This window comes from Paraburkholderia sp. GAS33 (assembly GCF_050436645.1).
Taxonomy (GTDB): domain Bacteria; phylum Pseudomonadota; class Gammaproteobacteria; order Burkholderiales; family Burkholderiaceae; genus Paraburkholderia; species Paraburkholderia phenazinium_B.
Window position 1 is genome coordinate 1 of sequence record NZ_JBNDMP010000008.1, and the last position, 15,534, is coordinate 15,534.

The window sequence follows — 15,534 nt, forward strand, 5'->3', positions numbered from 1 at the left end:
CAAACCGGCACCGCGTTGCATCACCTTCACAACCCTTCGGTACCGCTTCGTTCTGCGTCGCTGCATCAGCAGCAGAGAAACGAGATTATGAAGAACTTCCGCTACGTCGTCAACAGGTTTTTTGCACCAGCCTGACCTGCCCGACTCGCCGAAAGCCTTGCCACTGCTGGCTCTCCCGCTCCCCGCGCTCCGCTGTCCGAAGCGCGAAAGAACGAGATTCTAGCGACACAGCACATGGCTTGCAAGCGCTATTTGCACACTAGGAAAGGGACGTGAAAACGCAGCCGCGAACGTAAGCGACGCTTACATCACAGGGCCACCATAACCACAGAAATGAAGTACCCCGATCACGCCGTAGCGTGCGTCTCCATCACCCGTTCCACGACATCCAGGTAATGATCCACATCAGGGGTCGCGCGGTTCGCCTCTTTGGCGAGATCGTCCCAGCGGCGCACGCGTAGCGCGTCTTCCGCAAAGGGTTTGTTGAGGAATTCATCCGCTTCCTGCCTGCTGAAGATGCCGCCCTGCAATTCAAGACTGCGCACAGAATCAGCCGAGAGGCGTCCAAAGTACGTATCGTCGATTGCGCACAGGCAACGCTTCGCGTCGACGTGCAGACGAATCGGCTCCAACACCGCATCCGGCAATACAGGACGCAGAAACGGCAACGCAAAATACTGATGCAGATCGTCGATACCGCGTGCGGTAGGCGTCTCGCCGAAGCGGTTCAGCAAATGCCCAAGATCATGCAGGAAAGCAGCAGCGACCAGTTCATCGCTTGCGCCCTCCTTTTCAGCCAGCGCCCCACTCTGCAGCGCGTGCTCCAGCTGCGTCACCGGTTCGCCGCTATAGGCGACGTTGCCGTACTGCTCAAACAATGTACGAATATCATGAAGACTCAAAGCCACAACATCACTCCCAAGGTAATGAAAACGTCTTGAGGTTGGTAAAGCTCTTCATGGCTTCCTGTACCCCTTCCTTGTAACCCAGGCCCGAATCCTTGATGCCGCCGAACGGCGTCAACTCGATCCGGTATCCCGGTACTTCCCACACATTCACCGTACCGACCCGCAATTCGTTGATGAATCGTGTGATCGCATCCTGACGGTTCGTACACACGCCCGACGACAGACCGAACACCGTGTCATTGCTGATCCGGATCGCGTCGTCGAGCGTGTCAAAGGTAATGATTGGCGACACCGGCCCGAAGGTCTCTTCGCGAACCAGAGACATAGCCGGGTCCACCCGGTCGATAACAGTCGGCGCATAAAGCGCACCCGAGCGTTGGTTGCCCGTTAGCAAACGCGCGCCTTGGGCCACCGCCGCGTTGACGCGCGCTTCGAAAAGCTGCGCTGCGGCCTCATCGATAACGGTACCCATCTGATTCGCAAGATCGAACGGGTCACCGTAGGACCATGCACGCGTCATTTCCACCACGCGTTCGGTAAATTCCGCGGCCACGCTCTTTTGCACGAGCATGCGCTTGACAGCCGTGCAGCGTTGACCCGAATTTTTGTAGGATCCCTGAACAGCCAGCGTAGCCGCGCGGTCGAGGTCAGCGTCTTCCAGCACGATCAACGGATCGTTGCCACCCAGCTCTAGCACAACGCGCCGATATGCTGCTTTCGCAGCAATATATTTGCCAATCGCCACGCCGCCCGTAAACGTCACCAGTTCCGCAAGCGGATGCGTAATCAGTTCATCGGCGATTTCGTGCGGGTCACCGGTCAACACCTGCAGCATAGGCTCTGGCAAACCCGCTTCATAAAGAATATCGGCCAGGTAGAAAGCCGATAGCGGCACCTTTTCCGAAGGCTTCAACAAAACACGGTTATTGGTCGCAATGGCCGGTGCAATCTTGTGCGCCACCTGGTTCATCGGGTGATTGAATGGCGTAATCGCGACGATCACGCCCGCCAGCGGTTCACGCTGCGCGAACACCCGACGCTTTTTACCGTGCGGCGTCAGATCGCATGAAAAACTCTGGGCATCGTCACGCAACGCTTCGATCGCCGCGAACTTGAACACATCGGCCACACGTCCGATCTCGTACCGCGTGTCCTGCTTCGACAGGCCCGATTCGAGCGAGATCAGATCCGAAGCCGCCTCGGCGCGCTCACGCAGCAAAGCCGCCGCACGCTCGAGAATCTGTGAGCGCTCGTAGCGCGTGAGCTTCGACTGATATGCGCCGGCGTACTGAAACGCCGCGCGCACATCATCGACACTTGCCAACGGCACCGTGCCGACGCGCAATCCGGTGTACGGATCGAACACGTCGAGCGTGCGTTCGCGCAAACAACGCTCGCCTTCAAGGCGCAGCGCTTCGACGCGAAACGCGGGATGGTCCGTCAGCACCGCGTTCATGATGCCGCCACGTGGTTCAACGCTAGGTCGAACACGTCGAAGTTTCGCAAGCGCTTGCCATCCGTAAGACCCTGAAGATGCCGGTTAAAAATCAACGGCACTTCCTGCTCGGAGATGCCACCGTGTGAACGAAGCGGCACGGTGAGGCCCGAAAGATCATGCTCGTCGCGCCTCGTGCCGAGCACCACATCGCGCTTGCTGACCACGACAATGTCGCCGACGCGGTCATTCGGCAACTCGAAGCGCTCACACGCCGCGCGGTTGTCCAGCACGACCTCCACGCCATCCAGACCGCCAATCCGTTCGATCACCTGCCTCACGTTCACATCATGCGGCAGATAGATGGTTGCGAACGAGCCCAGCGCGCCGTGGTGGACCACATAGGGATCCGTGATGGGCAGAATCACCCGAGCCTTGCGTGCGCCGAGCCATTCGTCCATCACGTCCTGCAGATAGATCACATTCGGCTCGCCAGTCTGCGGATTGTGCTTCGCGTTCATGCCGTGATCGGCCGTCAAACCGATCACCCAGCCAAGCGCATCAAGCTGTGCAAGATAGCGATCCATCATCGCGTAGAAATCGTTCGCGCCCTGGGTACCCGGCGCCCACTTGTGCTGAATGTAGTCGGTGGTGGACAGATACATCAGATCGAGCTTGCGCGTTTCCGCAAGACGCACGCCCGCGGCGAAGACGAACTCGGACAACCCCGCGCTGTACACATCGGGCACTGGCAAACCGACCAGATCGAGCACATCCGCGATGCCGTTGTCTGCCAGCGTCACCGTATCCGCCTTCTCTGCCGAGAAACAGATGCCCTTCAGTTGCCAGCCAAGCAGACGACGCAACTTGTCCTTAGCCGTCACTACAGCAACCGCAGCAACCGCTTGCGCCGCCTCTGCCAGCAGCGTTCCGGCGCGTAGGTAAGCGGGATCGTTCATCATCACCTCCGCGCCCTCGCCGCCGTTGGCCTGCGGGTCCCAGAAGTAGTTGCCGCATATGCCGTGCACCGAAGGCGGCACGCCGCAAACGATCGACAGGTTATTCGGGTTGGTGAACGAAGGAATCACGCAATCGCCCTTGAGCGCGGTGCCCTCTTTCATCATCTTGCCAATAAAGGGAGCGACGCCCGCGGCAACCGCCGCCTCGAGGTAGTCGTACTCGCAACCGTCGACGCACACCACGACCACCGGTTGCGACGACGACAGCCGGTAAGCACGGCCATTCACCTCGATGCTGCGCTCGCTCTGCTCGGACTGAATAGACATCGTTTCCTTCCTTGCGCGTCGATTACGCGCGTTCTGCGTCGATTGGAACTGACGACGGCACCAGCACACTGCGTTGTCCAGCCGACTCACAGGCTTCGTGCGCGCGCTGCAACCCACCGTTGACATGCGCATGCATCAGCGCAGCAGCGCGATCGGCATCGCGCGATGCCAGCGCCTTCAGGATGGCGCGGTGCTCGGCCAGCGAGCGCTCCATCGCGTCGGCATGCACCACCAGCGCGGCGCGCCGGAACAGACTCAACTCACCCACGAGACGCCGGTACGTCTCATACAGCTTGCCATTACCCGCCGCCGCCACGATGCCGTCGTGAAACGCCACATTGGCCCGTGCGTAGGCGTCGTGATCCTGCGCGTCGAGCGCGCTGCGCATGGCGTCGATCTGCGTGCGCAAACCCGCCAGTTGCGCCGCGTCGATGCTCGACGCCAGCATCCGGCACGCCGCCTCTTCAAGCACGGCCCGCACGGCATAAATCTCGTCAGCTTCCGCGAGCGACACCACTCGCACGAACACGCCACGATTTTTTTCGGTCGTGACGAGTCCGGCCTGCTCGAGCGCGCGAAACGCTTCGCGCACCGGCCCTCGCGAAACCTGTAGCCGCGCGGCCCAGTCGGCCTCGTTGAGCTTCGCGCCGGGCGCCAACACGCCTTCAACGATGTTGCGCTCGATCTCGTCGCGCACCAACGCGGTGAGCGAATGCCGGCGTACGACGTCAATCGGATCGGCGGCTGCTGTTTCCATATTTTCGGTCATTTCGACATTTTTTGCCACATCAACGTGTGTTGACCGCCGACTTGACGTTCAACACCGGAAGTCAGGGCAATCCGCGGGTCAGTCGGCCCGGCGGCGCGGAACCCGTGCGGCGATCAACAGCAGCGCCGCGAGCGAGACAAGCAGCAGAATCAGCGAGAGGGCCGAGGCCGGCAGGTAATAGCCGCGCTCGACCTGACCGACCACGACGATCGGCACCGTCGCAAATCCCGGCGGATACACGGTCAGCGTGGCGCCCAGTTCGCCGAGCGAAAGCGCGAAACCGAGCGCGAGACTCGCGCGGATGGCCGGCACCAGTTGCGGCAGGACGACCCGGCGCAGCACCATCGACGGCGGCGCGCCGAGGCTGGCAGCCGCCTCGCGCAGGATGGTCAGTTCCGGGCGCAACGCCGCGGCGGCACACCGGTAGCAGAACGGCAGGACTAGCGCGAGCTGCACCAGCACCACAATCGCGGCCGAGCTCGACAGATCGAGCGGACGTTTGTGATATGCAATCAGCACCGCCAGCCCGAGCACCACGCTCGGCACCCCGTTGGGCATCATCGCGATCGTATCGACGAACGCACCGAGTCCGCGCCGATCGCGCCCTTCGAGCGCCAGCGCCAGCCAGAGCCCGAGGATGGTGCCAAGCACCGCCACGCCGAAGCCGATCTCGAGACTCGTACTGAGCGCATCGAAATCGCTCGAACCGAGGCGCTCGAACCAGCGCATGCTGAAACCGTCGGGCAAGATCGTGCCGGACCAGTGAGCGGCCACGCTCGATAGCGCCACCACCACCACCGGCAATACGAACAGCCAGAAGCACAGCAACGCGGCGAACGCCATGAAGGCACCGCCAGCGACCCGCGTGGCAAGGCTACGCTGCACCGGACGCGCACGCTTGTGCATGACCGGCAAGACAGTGGGATCCAGTTCGACGGCCATTACCGTGCTCCTCTAACCTTGCGGCGGTTGACCTGGCGGTACAACGCATACAGCGACAGAGACATCATCAGCATCACCACAGCGCCGGCCGCGGCGGTCGGCAGATCCAGGTCGACGGTCGCGGAACTGTAGATGGCAACCGGCAGCGTGATCAGATGCGCGCTGCCGAGCACCAGCAAAATGCCGAACTCGTTGAGCGTCAGCAGAAAGCACAGGATCGTGCCGGCTGCAATGCCCGGCCATGCGAGTGGCAGGATCACCCTGAACGCCACCATCAAGCCATTCGCGCCGAGACTGCGGGCGGCTTCGATCAGGCGCATGTCGAGGGTCGCGAACGAGGCGAGCGTCGGGCGCACCACGAATGGCGCGTAGAACACCACTTCCGCGAGAATCACGCCGCCCACGCCGAACAGGAAATCGAGCGGCGGCGCCTGCAGATGAAAGAGCCGCTGCAAGCCGATGCTGACCGAGCCTTGCGAGCCGTACAAAAAGATCAACGTGAAGGCGACGAGGAACGACGGAAAGGCAACGAACAGTTCAAGGAAACGCGTGACGAGCCGCGCGCCGGGAAACGGCTTGAAGAACAGCATCGACGCGAGCGCTACACCGAGCAGCGACGCCAGACCCGCGCTTGCGAACAGGATCCACAGCGTCGTGCCGACCACGCCGCGCGTATCAGGATTGCTGAAAAACGCCGCGTACGCCTGAAAACCGAAGCCGCCATGCGGCCCGGTCAGACTCAATAAAAGCAGTCGCACCAGCGGATAGATCACCAGCGGTCCGAGCACCACCACGGTGAGGAACACCAGTTGCCACTGCGCCGCACGTTCTCGACGACGTACCGCAGCCGCGTGCGAAGCGAAGGTGGCCGCGCGCCGCGCGTCGCCGAGCGCGTCGGGACTATCAGGGGTTGATAAGGACGACATCGTCTGCCTCATAGCGCAAGGAGATACGCGCGCCCTTCTCGGGCAGCATGCCGTGGCCGCGTTGCATCGTGACGAGCACGGGCTCGCTGGGCATCGCGTCGAGCACGACGGACACCGACAGCACCGCGCCATACCACTCGACCGAGCTGATCATGCCGTGCAGGTGCCCTTCGCCGAGCGGCACGATCCGCAGCGCTTCGGGACGCAGGCAGGCCACCCGCTCACGTTCGTTGTAGCGCGAATCGCCGAGCGGAAACGCGACGTGCGGCGGCAGCAGATTGGCTGCGCCGAGATAACGCGCCACAAAGCCGTCGTTCGGTTGATCATAAAGTTGCTGCGGTGTGCCGAGCTGCGCAATGTGACCTTCGCGCATCAGCAGCGTACGGTCGGATAACACCAGCGCGTCGTCCTGATCGTGCGTCACGCAAACAATGGTGAGATTCGGCAGACGCTCATGCAGCGCCTTCAGTTCGGAACGCACCGAGGCGCGCAGATTGGCGTCGAGTGCGGACAGCGGTTCGTCGAGCAACAGCACATCCGGCTCGATCACGAGCGCACGCGCGAGCGCCACGCGCTGCTGCATACCGCCCGACAATTGCGCCGGCATCACATGGCCCGAATCGCCAAGCTGCACGAGCTTCAACGCATCCGCCACACGGCGGGCGATCTCCTTGGACGATTCACGCCGCGCGCGCAAACCGAACGCCACATTCTCGAACACCGACAGATGAGGAAACAGCGCATAGCTCTGGAACAACAGGCCGAGATTGCGCTTGTGCGGCGGTACATGCGTGAGATCGTGACCGGCCACCGTCAAGGTGCCGGCGAGACCATCCGCTTCGATGAATCCGGCGATGAAACGCAACAACGTCGTCTTGCCGCACCCGCTACGGCCGAGCACAGTCAGCAATTCGCCGCGCTCGATGTTCAACGACAGGTCATCGAGCACCGTGCGGGTACCGAAACGCACGGTCAGATGCTCGATCTGCACGCCGCCCGGCGTGCCCGGTTGCGCCGCAGCGAGCGCCTCCGGTGAGGCGCCGAGCGCGCCAGGGGCAAGAGTTGCGGTATTCACCGGATTCATCCTCCAACTAGGGTCTTGCGGGTGAAGGCCTCGCGGCGCGCGCGGCGGGTCAGCTCAACAGCATGGGCCGGCCGTCACGCGTCCTGCGAGGCGTACTACAAGCGATTTACTGCGCCGGCTTGACGACTTCAACCTGCTTGCCGGAATCGCCGATCACGTCGTTCTTCCAACGTGCGGTCCAGTCAGCCTTCTTCGCCATGACCTGGGTCCAGTCCACCGGAATCAGCTTCACGCCGGCAATCGCCTGCTTCACCGCTTCGCCGTTCTTGCCGGCCAGCGGCACGTCAGTGCGGCCCGGGATACCGAAGATATCCGGCACCTTGGCCTGCACGTCCTTCGACATCAGGTAGTCGATCAGCTTCTTGCCCTCAGCCTGGTTCGGGCCGTTCTTGATCAGACCGATCGCGTACGGCAACTGGAACGTCGTCGGCTTGCCGCCAGGCGCTGCTGCCAGGAAGATCGGCTTGAGCGACAGACCGCCATTGGCCTGGTCGTCCAGATCCATCTGCAAGTCGCCGTTGGCGAGCGAGATTTCGTTGCGCGAGAGCAGCACGTCGAGGTAGCCGGTGCCCTTGGTGTGGAACTTGGCGCTCGCCTCGAGCTTCTTCAGATAGTCGAACGCCTTGTCTTCACCCATCAGCGAAGTCGTGAGGATGATCACGGCCATGCCGTCGCCGGCGGTCGCCGGGTTCGAGTAAGCGATCTTGCCCGTGTAATCCGGGTGCAGCAGATCGGCGAACGTCTTCGGTTCGGTCTTCACGACATCCGGATTGATCGCGAACGAGAAGTAGTTGTTCACAAAGGTCGCCCACGTACCATTCGGCGCCTTGGCGATGGCCGGCACGTTCTTGTAGTTGGCGCTCTGGTATGCCTGCAGCAGACCAGCCTGATCCGCCTGCTGGATGAACGGCGGCAACGTGACGAGCACGTCGGCCTTCGGCGCATCCTTTTCGATGGTCGCGCGATTCACCACTTCACCGCTACCCGCCGTGACGATATTGACCTTGACGCCTTCCTGCTTTTCAAAGCCCGGCAGCACGTCCTTATAGAGGTTCTCGAGGCCATCGGCCGTGTACAGCACGACTGCGTCGGCGGCATGGGCCGGCAGCGCAGCGCCGCCGAATGCAGCAGCCGCAACCAGTGCCGGCAGGGCTTTGCGGACAATGCTGGCCGTCGCGCGAAGGTGATTCGTCTTTTTCATGTCGCTCTCTCCGAAAGGCAAAAAACCAGACGGTCGGGATAACCCGATACCTGTTGTGATTTGACGGCGGTAGCGCCGCGCCGATTGAATTCGCCCGCAGCGGCTGTCAGGTTCGTGCGATTGCAGATTGCTGACAACCTTGCTGCTTCTTTCCAGCCAGACTTACAGCCAACCTGACACTTTGGCGCTGCCTGCCTTGCCTGAACGGGCACGGCAAGGATTGCAGGTTTGCGTGACAGCGCCGTGACCATTCTGGCAATTTCCAACAAACGACACAATTCGCCAATAATATGCAAACGGAGATTATTCAATGCAGTGCGTCGGGAAGCCCTGCCCGATCCATTCGACGATATCGCCGCAGTATGTCAGCGGCACGGCAAGCACCTGATTGCCGACGCGACGCATTCGCCCCTCGCATTGCCGCAAACCGGCGGGCGCACGGGGCTCCAGTGAGGCGCCCAGGCGCGCGTTTTTGAGTTTGAACGTCAGACGAAAGCGCAGCGCCCGAGTAAGTGGCACGCTGATACCGTGCGTCGCGATCAGACAAACGACGTCACGCAATCAGCAGTTCCGGCCCGCGCGTGGCGATAGCCTTGGCAAGCGTGCGGTCCGGTGCGAGTTCGGTCACCAGATAACGGGTGCTTTCGAACCCGTTGATCCGCACCGGCGTGACACGCCCGAACTTCGAATTGTCCGCCACCACCACCGCCAGGTTGGCGGCAGCGATCATCCGGCTGCGCACTTCGGCGGCCATGCGCGTGTAGTCGGTCAGCCAGGCATCTGCGGAGATGCCGCCTGCTCCGACAAAGGCGAAGTCCGCGTGATACTGCGTCAGCTGATAAACCGTGTCGAGGCCGAAAGTGGCGTCCTCGTTCTCCGAGAGCTCGCCGCCCAGCAGGGTGACCCGGTTCTCGTTGCGACGGCCAAGTAGCAGCGCGATACGCCAGTCGTTCGTATAGACGGTGAGACGGTGACGCCCCGTCAGCGCCCGCGCGACGGCCTGGGTGGTACTGCCCGAATCGATGATGAGCGATGCACCGTCCGGCACCAGATCGGCCGCGCGCTCGCCGATCGCCCGCTTCGCGCCGGCGTTGGCCGCTTCGCGTACATCGAGATCGGGTTCGCGCCGGTCGCCCGACAGCGCGCCGCCGTGGGTGGTCACCACCAGGCCGCGGGCGGCCAGCGTATTCAGATCGCGGCGGATCGTTTCGCGCGACACATTCAGTTCGCGTACCAGCTCAGCCACCGACAGCGCGCCGTTCTTGGTCACTTGCGCGAGGATGTACTGATGACGTTGTTCTGCGAGCATCGATAGACGGCCGGCGAGCGGCACATATAGGTTCAGGAGGCCGCGGTATTGTAGTACGCGATCGCCCTGGGCGCTCCCCTATTCCCGCGCTTCCCTGCTAACCTGACGGTCCAGGTAGCGCGTCGCCCGATGCGCGCCGTGTCTTACGATCTACTCATGCCGCCATTGCTTCGCCGGTCACTGCTGCTTTTCCATGCGCTGCGCTTCGGCGCACGCCTGTTCTGGCTCGCAGCGCCGCGTGAGCACAAGCTTCACTGGATGATCACGCTCGTGAAGCGTGTGCATGCAACCGAGGGGGGCCGCGATAGCCTGCACAGTTTGCTGCCCACGCTCGGGCCGCTCGCCAGCACGTTCATGCAGTCACTGGCCGAACGCCCGGAACTCGCCACCGGCACCCTGCACGATGCCTTCGACGCGATCGGCCGCATGGAAGCTCCGCTGCCGCCGCATGAGGTCGAGCCGGCGCTGGCCGGCGCGCTCGGACGACCGCTCACCGGGCTCTTCACACGCGTCGATCTGCTGCCGGCACGCAGCGGCTTCGCCGAACAGACCCACCTCGCCCGCCTCGCCGAACCGGTGAACGGCCACCGCGATATCGCGATCAAGTTCGTGCGCGCAGCGCAGGTCGAACAGATCGGCGACGAGTTGGCGCTGCTGCGCTGGGTGGCGCGCTGGCTGGAAAAGTTTTCCCGCGACGCGCGTCGCCTGCAGGTCCGCGCGCTCGCCCAGTCGTTCACCGAAGATGTGCTGCGGCGCTTCGACCTGCGTGCCGAGGCCGCCAATCTGAGCCAGACCGGTCATCATTTCGACGGTGACAAGCGGCTGGTGGTGCCGGACGTGATCTGGGACCTGTGCACCGCGCAGACCCTGTCGGTGCAGCATCTCGACACGGTGAGCGCGACCAATCTGCCAGGGTTGCTCCAGCATCGCATCAAGCTCGCGCCGCTTGCCACCCACATCGTCGAAGTCGTCACCGAGCAGGCATTCGAGCACGGCTTCTTTCATGCGACTTTCGATGCCGAGCATGTGCGCGTCAGCGTCGAACCCGAGACGCTCGGGCGGATCGTGCTGGCGCAGTTTGCGGTGATGTCGAGCCTGTCCTCGCACGAACGGGAATTTTTCGTGCATGGCGCCACCGCCATGTTCGAGCAGGACTACGGCCGCCTTGCCGACCTGCATCGCGAGGCCGGCCACGTCGAGTCGACGACGCGCACGGAAGTGCTGGAAGCCGAGCTGCGGCGGCGCAGCGAGGCGCATTTCGCCGCGGAACCCGAAGACCGCACGGCAGGGGCGCTGTTTCATCATCTGCTGCATGCGGTGCTGCCCTTCGAAGGCGGCACCGTCTCACCCCGGCTGGCCACCGCCCAGCGCTCGTTCCAACAGGCCGAAGCGCTGGCACGCGCGCTGCATCCCGGCGTCGATACGTGGAATGTCGCGCGCACGGTGCTGGCCGGCATCGCGCAGCGCGACATCGACCATCGCGGCTGGATCAAGCGCATCGCGCAGGAAGTGCCGCATCTCGCTCACATGCTGCCGCGCCTGCCACAGCTCGCGGTGCGCTATCTGCAACGTCAGCACGATGCGGCGGGCTCCCGGCAGCATACGCAATTGCTGCGCGAGATCGGCATCGAGTACCGGCGTACGAGGTTTTTGCTGTGGGCATGCGCCGTGTGCGGAGGCCTGCTGGGAGCGGGAGCGGTATTGCTGACGCGGTAGAGCCATGCGACGGTGAGGCGGCAAAGCGCGGGTGAAACCCTCGTTGCGGCCGGAGTGCAGCCTCGAACAAGACACGCCTGACGCACCGCGCAATACTGCGAGCCTTTTACGCCGCTGCTCACGCCGTCCATGCTCGCTACCCTCATCGCTGCTGTCTTTGTCGTGCTCTGGTCGACCGGCTTCGTGGTCGCCCGCGCAATCACGCCGTTCGCCGATCCCAACCTGTTCCTGCTCGCCCGCTTTGGCGGCACTGCCCTGCTGTTCGCGCTGGCCGCGGTTCTCGCGCGCGCCGCCTGGCCGACGGGACGCGACCTCGGCAAACATCTGTTGGCCGGCGCATTGCTGCAGGGAGTCTATCTCGGCGCCGGATACTGGGCCGTCGCGCAAGGTCTGAGCGCCGGCGTGATGGCCTTGCTCGGCGCACTGCAGCCGCTACTGACTGCGGCCGTGGCGGTCCCGCTTTTCGGTGAGCGTCTGTCGCGGCGCGGCTGGGCCGGCATGGGGCTTGGACTCGCCGGCGTCGTGCTCGTGCTGCAGCCCAAACTCGGCGCGGCTGCGCCGCATGCCTCTCACGTAGCGCACGGCAACGCACCGAGCTGGCTGGTGGTCGCCGTGTCGATTCTGGCGATTGGGGCAATCACGGCAGGTACGCTGTTTCAGAAGACTTCGCTCGCGCGGGCCGACATTCGCAGCGCCAGCGCCGTACAGAACTTCGGCGCCGCCGCCGTGGCGGCAGTCCTCGCGCTGGCGCTGGGCGAGCATCGCTGGGTCGCCTCGCCCACTCTCTGGGGGTCGCTTGCCTGGGGCATCGTGATGCTTTCCGGCATCAGCGTGACGCTACTCGTGTGGATGGTCCGGCGCGGCGACGCCGCGCGGGCCACCGCACTGATGTTTCTGGCGCCGCCTCTTGCGGCGATCGAAGGATATATCGGCTTCGGCGAAACACTGCTGACGGTGCAGATCGCCGGGTTCGTGGTCGCGCTGCTGGGGGTGTTGCTGGCCCGTTCGTAGAGCAGTTTGCGGAGCGGAGTGTGGCCCGTCTTCTGGCCACATACCTCAGTCAGCGGTGTCCCCCGCGGCCGGCACTTTCGCACGGGCTTTACTGCCCGGCGCCGGCGACCATGCAGGGCGCGCTTTGCGCTCCGAATCGACGACGACAATGTAACGGCCCGCCCACGGCGTCACCTGACGGTCTGAATGCAGCACCCAGAGCGGCTTGCCCGACTCGACCAGCGCCTCGTATTCCGCATCGAGAATACCGTAGTGGTCGAGAAACACATTGAGCGACGCGGGAATCCGCACACAACCTTTCGAATGACGGACACCCAGCAACGGTTCAAGCCTGTCTGGATCGGTCGCATGCATCTGGAATCGCATCTGCGACATGCCGCCCTTGCCCCAGCCGCGTTCGCCCTGCGCCCAGCCGAGATCGAAGATCCGCATGTCGCGTTTGCCGTAGCCGCGAATGCCGTTCTCGTTCATCGTGCCTTCAGCGCGAAAATCCATATTGTCGGGGGTGTGCTCGAACACGCCCAGCGGCGTAATGAAGTGATCGAACTCGCCCGGCCGGCCGGTCGCGACCGGTGACGCACCGATCATCAGCCATTTGTCGGATGGCGTCGCACGGAAATAGATGAAGAGCGCCTGAACGTTGGCGTTCCGATCGACCAGCACGACATACTCGCCCGACAGATTGCCAAGCTGATTCTGTTCGAGCGCGGCCTGAAGACGTTGGCCGTATTCCTGTTGCGCTGCTGCGGGCACGTTCAAACGACGCGTGACATCGCGCGCGAACATTGCACGCAGCAGCAGCGCCCGATGGGGATCCACCACGCCTGCCGCGTCCGGTGCCGCGACTGCGGAGGCTGTGATATCCGCCGGCGCAGCAGGCTCGCTCTTTTGCTCGCCGGCCCCGAAAGAGAAACTGTAAGTTAAAACAAATAATGCGCTGACTAATGCGGCAGCCCGCAATATGGCATTTGTCGCGACAACCAGTTTGCCACCTGATTTGGTAACCGCTGCACGGCATGTATCCCTGACATGTAACGCCCTCTCAGCGGCGTTTCGATTAATTTCTACCCAATGGATCGTGTCACTTTCCGCGGGCTGGTCGAGCCGTTTTTTTTCGTTCATCGCGTGTTTGAGCAAACCTGCTTATCATTACCCGCCAAGCGGCTCATGCAGCGTACAGATTAACAGGATACTACTCAGCACATCCGTTACTGTCGATAACAGCGCTACCCAATTTCAACAGGTGATCCATTGAATAGGCGACATTGGCGCAGCGACGCGTGAGCGTATTTAAATCCACGGTCGAAGTGAGTTTAAACGGAAAATCCGCCGTTAAACTGGTAACGGGAAGTGCGCGCGCCCGCATACTTCGAGCAATCCATTTGCAGAGGAAGAAACATGACGCAACACGATCCGGTCGAACGGCAACGGCTTATCGCCAGGGAGATGCATGTCACGGACAGTTTCGTGGCCGAAGAGGAAATCGAGCGGCGTATCGCCTTTCTCGTGCGCTACCTGCGAACAAGCGGTCTGAAGACGTATGTGCTCGGCATTAGCGGCGGCGTCGATTCGACGACGGCCGGGCGTCTCGCGCAGCTTGCCGTCGAGCGCCTGCGCACAGAGCAGTACGCCGCACATTTCGTTGCGATCCGGCTGCCTTATGGTGTGCAGCAAGACGAAGCGGATGCGCAGCAGGCACTCGCCTTCATTCGCGCCGACGAAACACTGACGATCGATGTCAAGCCGGCGGCCGACGCCATGCTCGCGTCGCTGGGCACAGCTGGCATCCCGTTCACGGACGATGCCCACAAGGATTTCGTGCATGGCAACATCAAGGCGCGGCAACGCATGATTGCGCAGTATGCAGTGGCGGGGGCACGTGGAGGCGTCGTGATCGGCACTGACCATGCGGCTGAGTCGGTGATGGGCTTCTTCACCAAGTTCGGTGATGGCGGCGCGGATATCCTGCCTCTCGCCGGCCTCAACAAACGCCGGGTGCGCGCAGTGGCCCGCGCGTTAGGCGCCCCTGATTCGCTCGCGCACAAGGTGCCGACGGCCGATCTGGAAATGTTGCGTCCGCAACGTCCTGACGAAGATGCCTATGGCATTCCGTACAACGACATTGATGATTTTCTGGAAGGCAAGCCGGTCAGCGCTGCGGCTCGCGAGACGGTGCTGCGCTTCTATGAAAACACGCGTCACAAACGCGCGTTGCCTTATACGCCGTTCGACTGGCCTGGCCAGGCGTGAACGGACGGGGTGCGCGTGCGATGCGGCGCGCCGCAACCGGGTGACGGTTGCGGACCTCTGGACTATCCGCCGCACACAAGCGAAGCCGCAGACGTTCCCGACACCCCAGGCGCTGGCGAAGGCCGCAACGGGTTCAAGGATCGAACCGCTCAGCCTGCGGGCGGTTCCTCTTCCCGGAACAACTCGCTGCTCACTTCCAGCGGCACCCCCGCCAGATGCTTGCCGTGCAGTTCCCGAGCGATGACCTCGCCGACGTACGGTCCATCCGTCTCCAACTCGACGGTCGCGTTCGCTTCAGGCGTCCCGATCTCATGAACCGTTACGCTTTTCGCGTAGTGCCCTAGTTCATGCTCGAGAAACTCGCGAACTTGCTGCTCGGAGCATGATTCGGCGATATTCCGGACGAACAGGTTCATGGCGGCGTTACCTCAGCGCCCGCGGCGCTCCGTGCGACGTATGCGTACCGGCTGAAGGCTCGCGCGTTTCCTGGTTTGCGCGGCAGCACTCATGATGAGGGCTGTCCCAAGTACAGCCAATGACAGATAAAAGGCAATCATTTGAAATCTCCCCTTCGAGTTTCGTCCTGTTACCAGGATAGACAGAAGCGCTCGCAAATCCAATACCACACGTTGCTATGAGCAAGTTCGATTCCCGCTATCGCGCCAGCAGTCATGCTGACCGGATCACGCTGGAAAGC

The 15,534-nt window shown here is 62.7% G+C and carries 15 protein-coding genes; 3 read left to right on the forward strand and 12 right to left on the reverse strand.

Annotated features, from left to right (window positions below):
* Positions 1-347: 347 nt before the first annotated feature.
* The 10 genes from P3T24_RS23300 to P3T24_RS23345 all read right to left on the reverse strand — a co-directional run bounded on the left by P3T24_RS23300 (position 348) and on the right by P3T24_RS23345 (position 9,860).
* Positions 348-908 (reverse strand): phosphonate degradation HD-domain oxygenase, encoded by a 561-nt coding sequence (locus tag P3T24_RS23300; RefSeq protein WP_074268207.1) that lies wholly within the window; start codon positions 906-908, stop codon positions 348-350.
* Positions 909-912: 4 nt separating this feature from the next.
* Positions 913-2,364: a phosphonoacetaldehyde dehydrogenase gene (phnY, locus tag P3T24_RS23305; RefSeq protein ID WP_429438238.1), complete on the reverse strand. Its 1,452-nt coding sequence runs from the start codon at positions 2,362-2,364 to the stop codon at positions 913-915.
* Positions 2,361-3,629, reverse strand: a complete 1,269-nt coding sequence (gene phnA / locus P3T24_RS23310; RefSeq protein WP_429288673.1) for a phosphonoacetate hydrolase — start codon at positions 3,627-3,629, stop codon at positions 2,361-2,363. Before phnA ends, phnY begins: the two co-directional genes overlap by 4 nt.
* 22 nt (positions 3,630-3,651) lie before the next feature.
* Positions 3,652-4,398 (reverse strand): phosphonate utilization associated transcriptional regulator, encoded by a 747-nt coding sequence (locus tag P3T24_RS23315; protein ID WP_429438240.1) that lies wholly within the window; start codon positions 4,396-4,398, stop codon positions 3,652-3,654.
* A gap of 78 nt (positions 4,399-4,476) precedes the next feature.
* Entirely contained in the window at positions 4,477-5,340 is an 864-nt protein-coding gene (gene phnV, locus P3T24_RS23320; RefSeq protein WP_429288671.1) for a 2-aminoethylphosphonate ABC transport system, membrane component PhnV, read from the reverse strand.
* Positions 5,340-6,266, reverse strand: coding sequence for a 2-aminoethylphosphonate ABC transporter permease subunit (locus tag P3T24_RS23325; protein WP_429288670.1), 927 nt, complete (start codon positions 6,264-6,266; stop codon positions 5,340-5,342). The genes phnV and P3T24_RS23325 overlap by 1 nt, the downstream gene beginning before the upstream one ends.
* Entirely contained in the window at positions 6,244-7,341 is a 1,098-nt protein-coding gene (phnT, locus tag P3T24_RS23330; RefSeq protein WP_074269404.1) for a 2-aminoethylphosphonate ABC transport system ATP-binding subunit PhnT, read from the reverse strand. The genes P3T24_RS23325 and phnT overlap by 23 nt, the downstream gene beginning before the upstream one ends.
* A gap of 115 nt (positions 7,342-7,456) precedes the next feature.
* Positions 7,457-8,551: a 2-aminoethylphosphonate ABC transporter substrate-binding protein gene (phnS, locus tag P3T24_RS23335; RefSeq protein ID WP_429438243.1), complete on the reverse strand. Its 1,095-nt coding sequence runs from the start codon at positions 8,549-8,551 to the stop codon at positions 7,457-7,459.
* Between the two features lie 303 nt (positions 8,552-8,854).
* Positions 8,855-9,112, reverse strand: coding sequence for a hypothetical protein (locus tag P3T24_RS23340; protein ID WP_429438246.1), 258 nt, complete (start codon positions 9,110-9,112; stop codon positions 8,855-8,857).
* Entirely contained in the window at positions 9,105-9,860 is a 756-nt protein-coding gene (locus P3T24_RS23345) for a DeoR/GlpR family DNA-binding transcription regulator (RefSeq protein ID WP_074269403.1), read from the reverse strand. Before P3T24_RS23345 ends, P3T24_RS23340 begins: the two co-directional genes overlap by 8 nt.
* A 156-nt stretch (positions 9,861-10,016) precedes the next feature.
* Between P3T24_RS23345 and P3T24_RS23350 the strand changes: the two genes are divergently transcribed.
* Both P3T24_RS23350 and P3T24_RS23355 read left to right on the forward strand, forming a co-directional pair.
* Positions 10,017-11,576 carry an ABC1 kinase family protein gene (locus tag P3T24_RS23350; RefSeq protein ID WP_429438248.1) on the forward strand — a complete coding sequence of 520 codons (1,560 nt, stop codon included), beginning with the start codon at positions 10,017-10,019 and terminating at the stop codon, positions 11,574-11,576.
* A gap of 129 nt (positions 11,577-11,705) precedes the next feature.
* A complete protein-coding gene (locus tag P3T24_RS23355) occupies positions 11,706-12,587 on the forward strand; it encodes a DMT family transporter (RefSeq protein WP_429438251.1) in 882 nt (293 codons plus the stop codon).
* 45 nt (positions 12,588-12,632) lie between these two features.
* On the opposite strand, the gene P3T24_RS23360 is transcribed toward P3T24_RS23355, so the two are convergent.
* A complete protein-coding gene (locus tag P3T24_RS23360) occupies positions 12,633-13,550 on the reverse strand; it encodes a L,D-transpeptidase (RefSeq protein ID WP_429438821.1) in 918 nt (305 codons plus the stop codon).
* 435 nt (positions 13,551-13,985) lie between these two features.
* On the opposite strand from P3T24_RS23360, the gene nadE reads away from it, so the two are divergent.
* On the forward strand, positions 13,986-14,837 hold the full coding sequence (gene nadE, locus P3T24_RS23365) for an ammonia-dependent NAD(+) synthetase (RefSeq protein ID WP_429438253.1): 852 nt from the start codon (positions 13,986-13,988) through the stop codon (positions 14,835-14,837).
* 149 nt (positions 14,838-14,986) lie between these two features.
* On the opposite strand, the gene P3T24_RS23370 is transcribed toward nadE, so the two are convergent.
* Positions 14,987-15,253: an RNA recognition motif domain-containing protein gene (locus tag P3T24_RS23370; protein WP_429411850.1), complete on the reverse strand. Its 267-nt coding sequence runs from the start codon at positions 15,251-15,253 to the stop codon at positions 14,987-14,989.
* Positions 15,254-15,534: the final 281 nt, after the last annotated feature.

Bases quoted from the DNA above. Each gene is read 5' to 3' on its own strand.
- P3T24_RS23315 (WP_429438240.1), bottom strand. From the start codon at position 4,398: ATGACCGAAAATATGGAAACAGCAGCCGCCGATCCGATTGACGTCGTA.
- P3T24_RS23355 (WP_429438251.1), top strand. From the start codon at position 11,706: ATGCTCGCTACCCTCATCGCTGCTGTCTTTGTCGTGCTCTGGTCGACC.
- phnV (WP_429288671.1), bottom strand. From the start codon at position 5,340: ATGGCCGTCGAACTGGATCCCACTGTCTTGCCGGTCATGCACAAGCGT.
- phnS (WP_429438243.1), bottom strand. From the start codon at position 8,551: ATGAAAAAGACGAATCACCTTCGCGCGACGGCCAGCATTGTCCGCAAA.
- phnY (WP_429438238.1), bottom strand. From the start codon at position 2,364: ATGAACGCGGTGCTGACGGACCATCCCGCGTTTCGCGTCGAAGCGCTG.
- phnA (WP_429288673.1), bottom strand. From the start codon at position 3,629: ATGTCTATTCAGTCCGAGCAGAGCGAGCGCAGCATCGAGGTGAATGGC.
- nadE (WP_429438253.1), top strand. From the start codon at position 13,986: ATGACGCAACACGATCCGGTCGAACGGCAACGGCTTATCGCCAGGGAG.
- P3T24_RS23325 (WP_429288670.1), bottom strand. From the start codon at position 6,266: ATGTCGTCCTTATCAACCCCTGATAGTCCCGACGCGCTCGGCGACGCG.
- P3T24_RS23350 (WP_429438248.1), top strand. From the start codon at position 10,017: ATGCCGCCATTGCTTCGCCGGTCACTGCTGCTTTTCCATGCGCTGCGC.
- P3T24_RS23370 (WP_429411850.1), bottom strand. From the start codon at position 15,253: ATGAACCTGTTCGTCCGGAATATCGCCGAATCATGCTCCGAGCAGCAA.
- P3T24_RS23345 (WP_074269403.1), bottom strand. From the start codon at position 9,860: ATGCTCGCAGAACAACGTCATCAGTACATCCTCGCGCAAGTGACCAAG.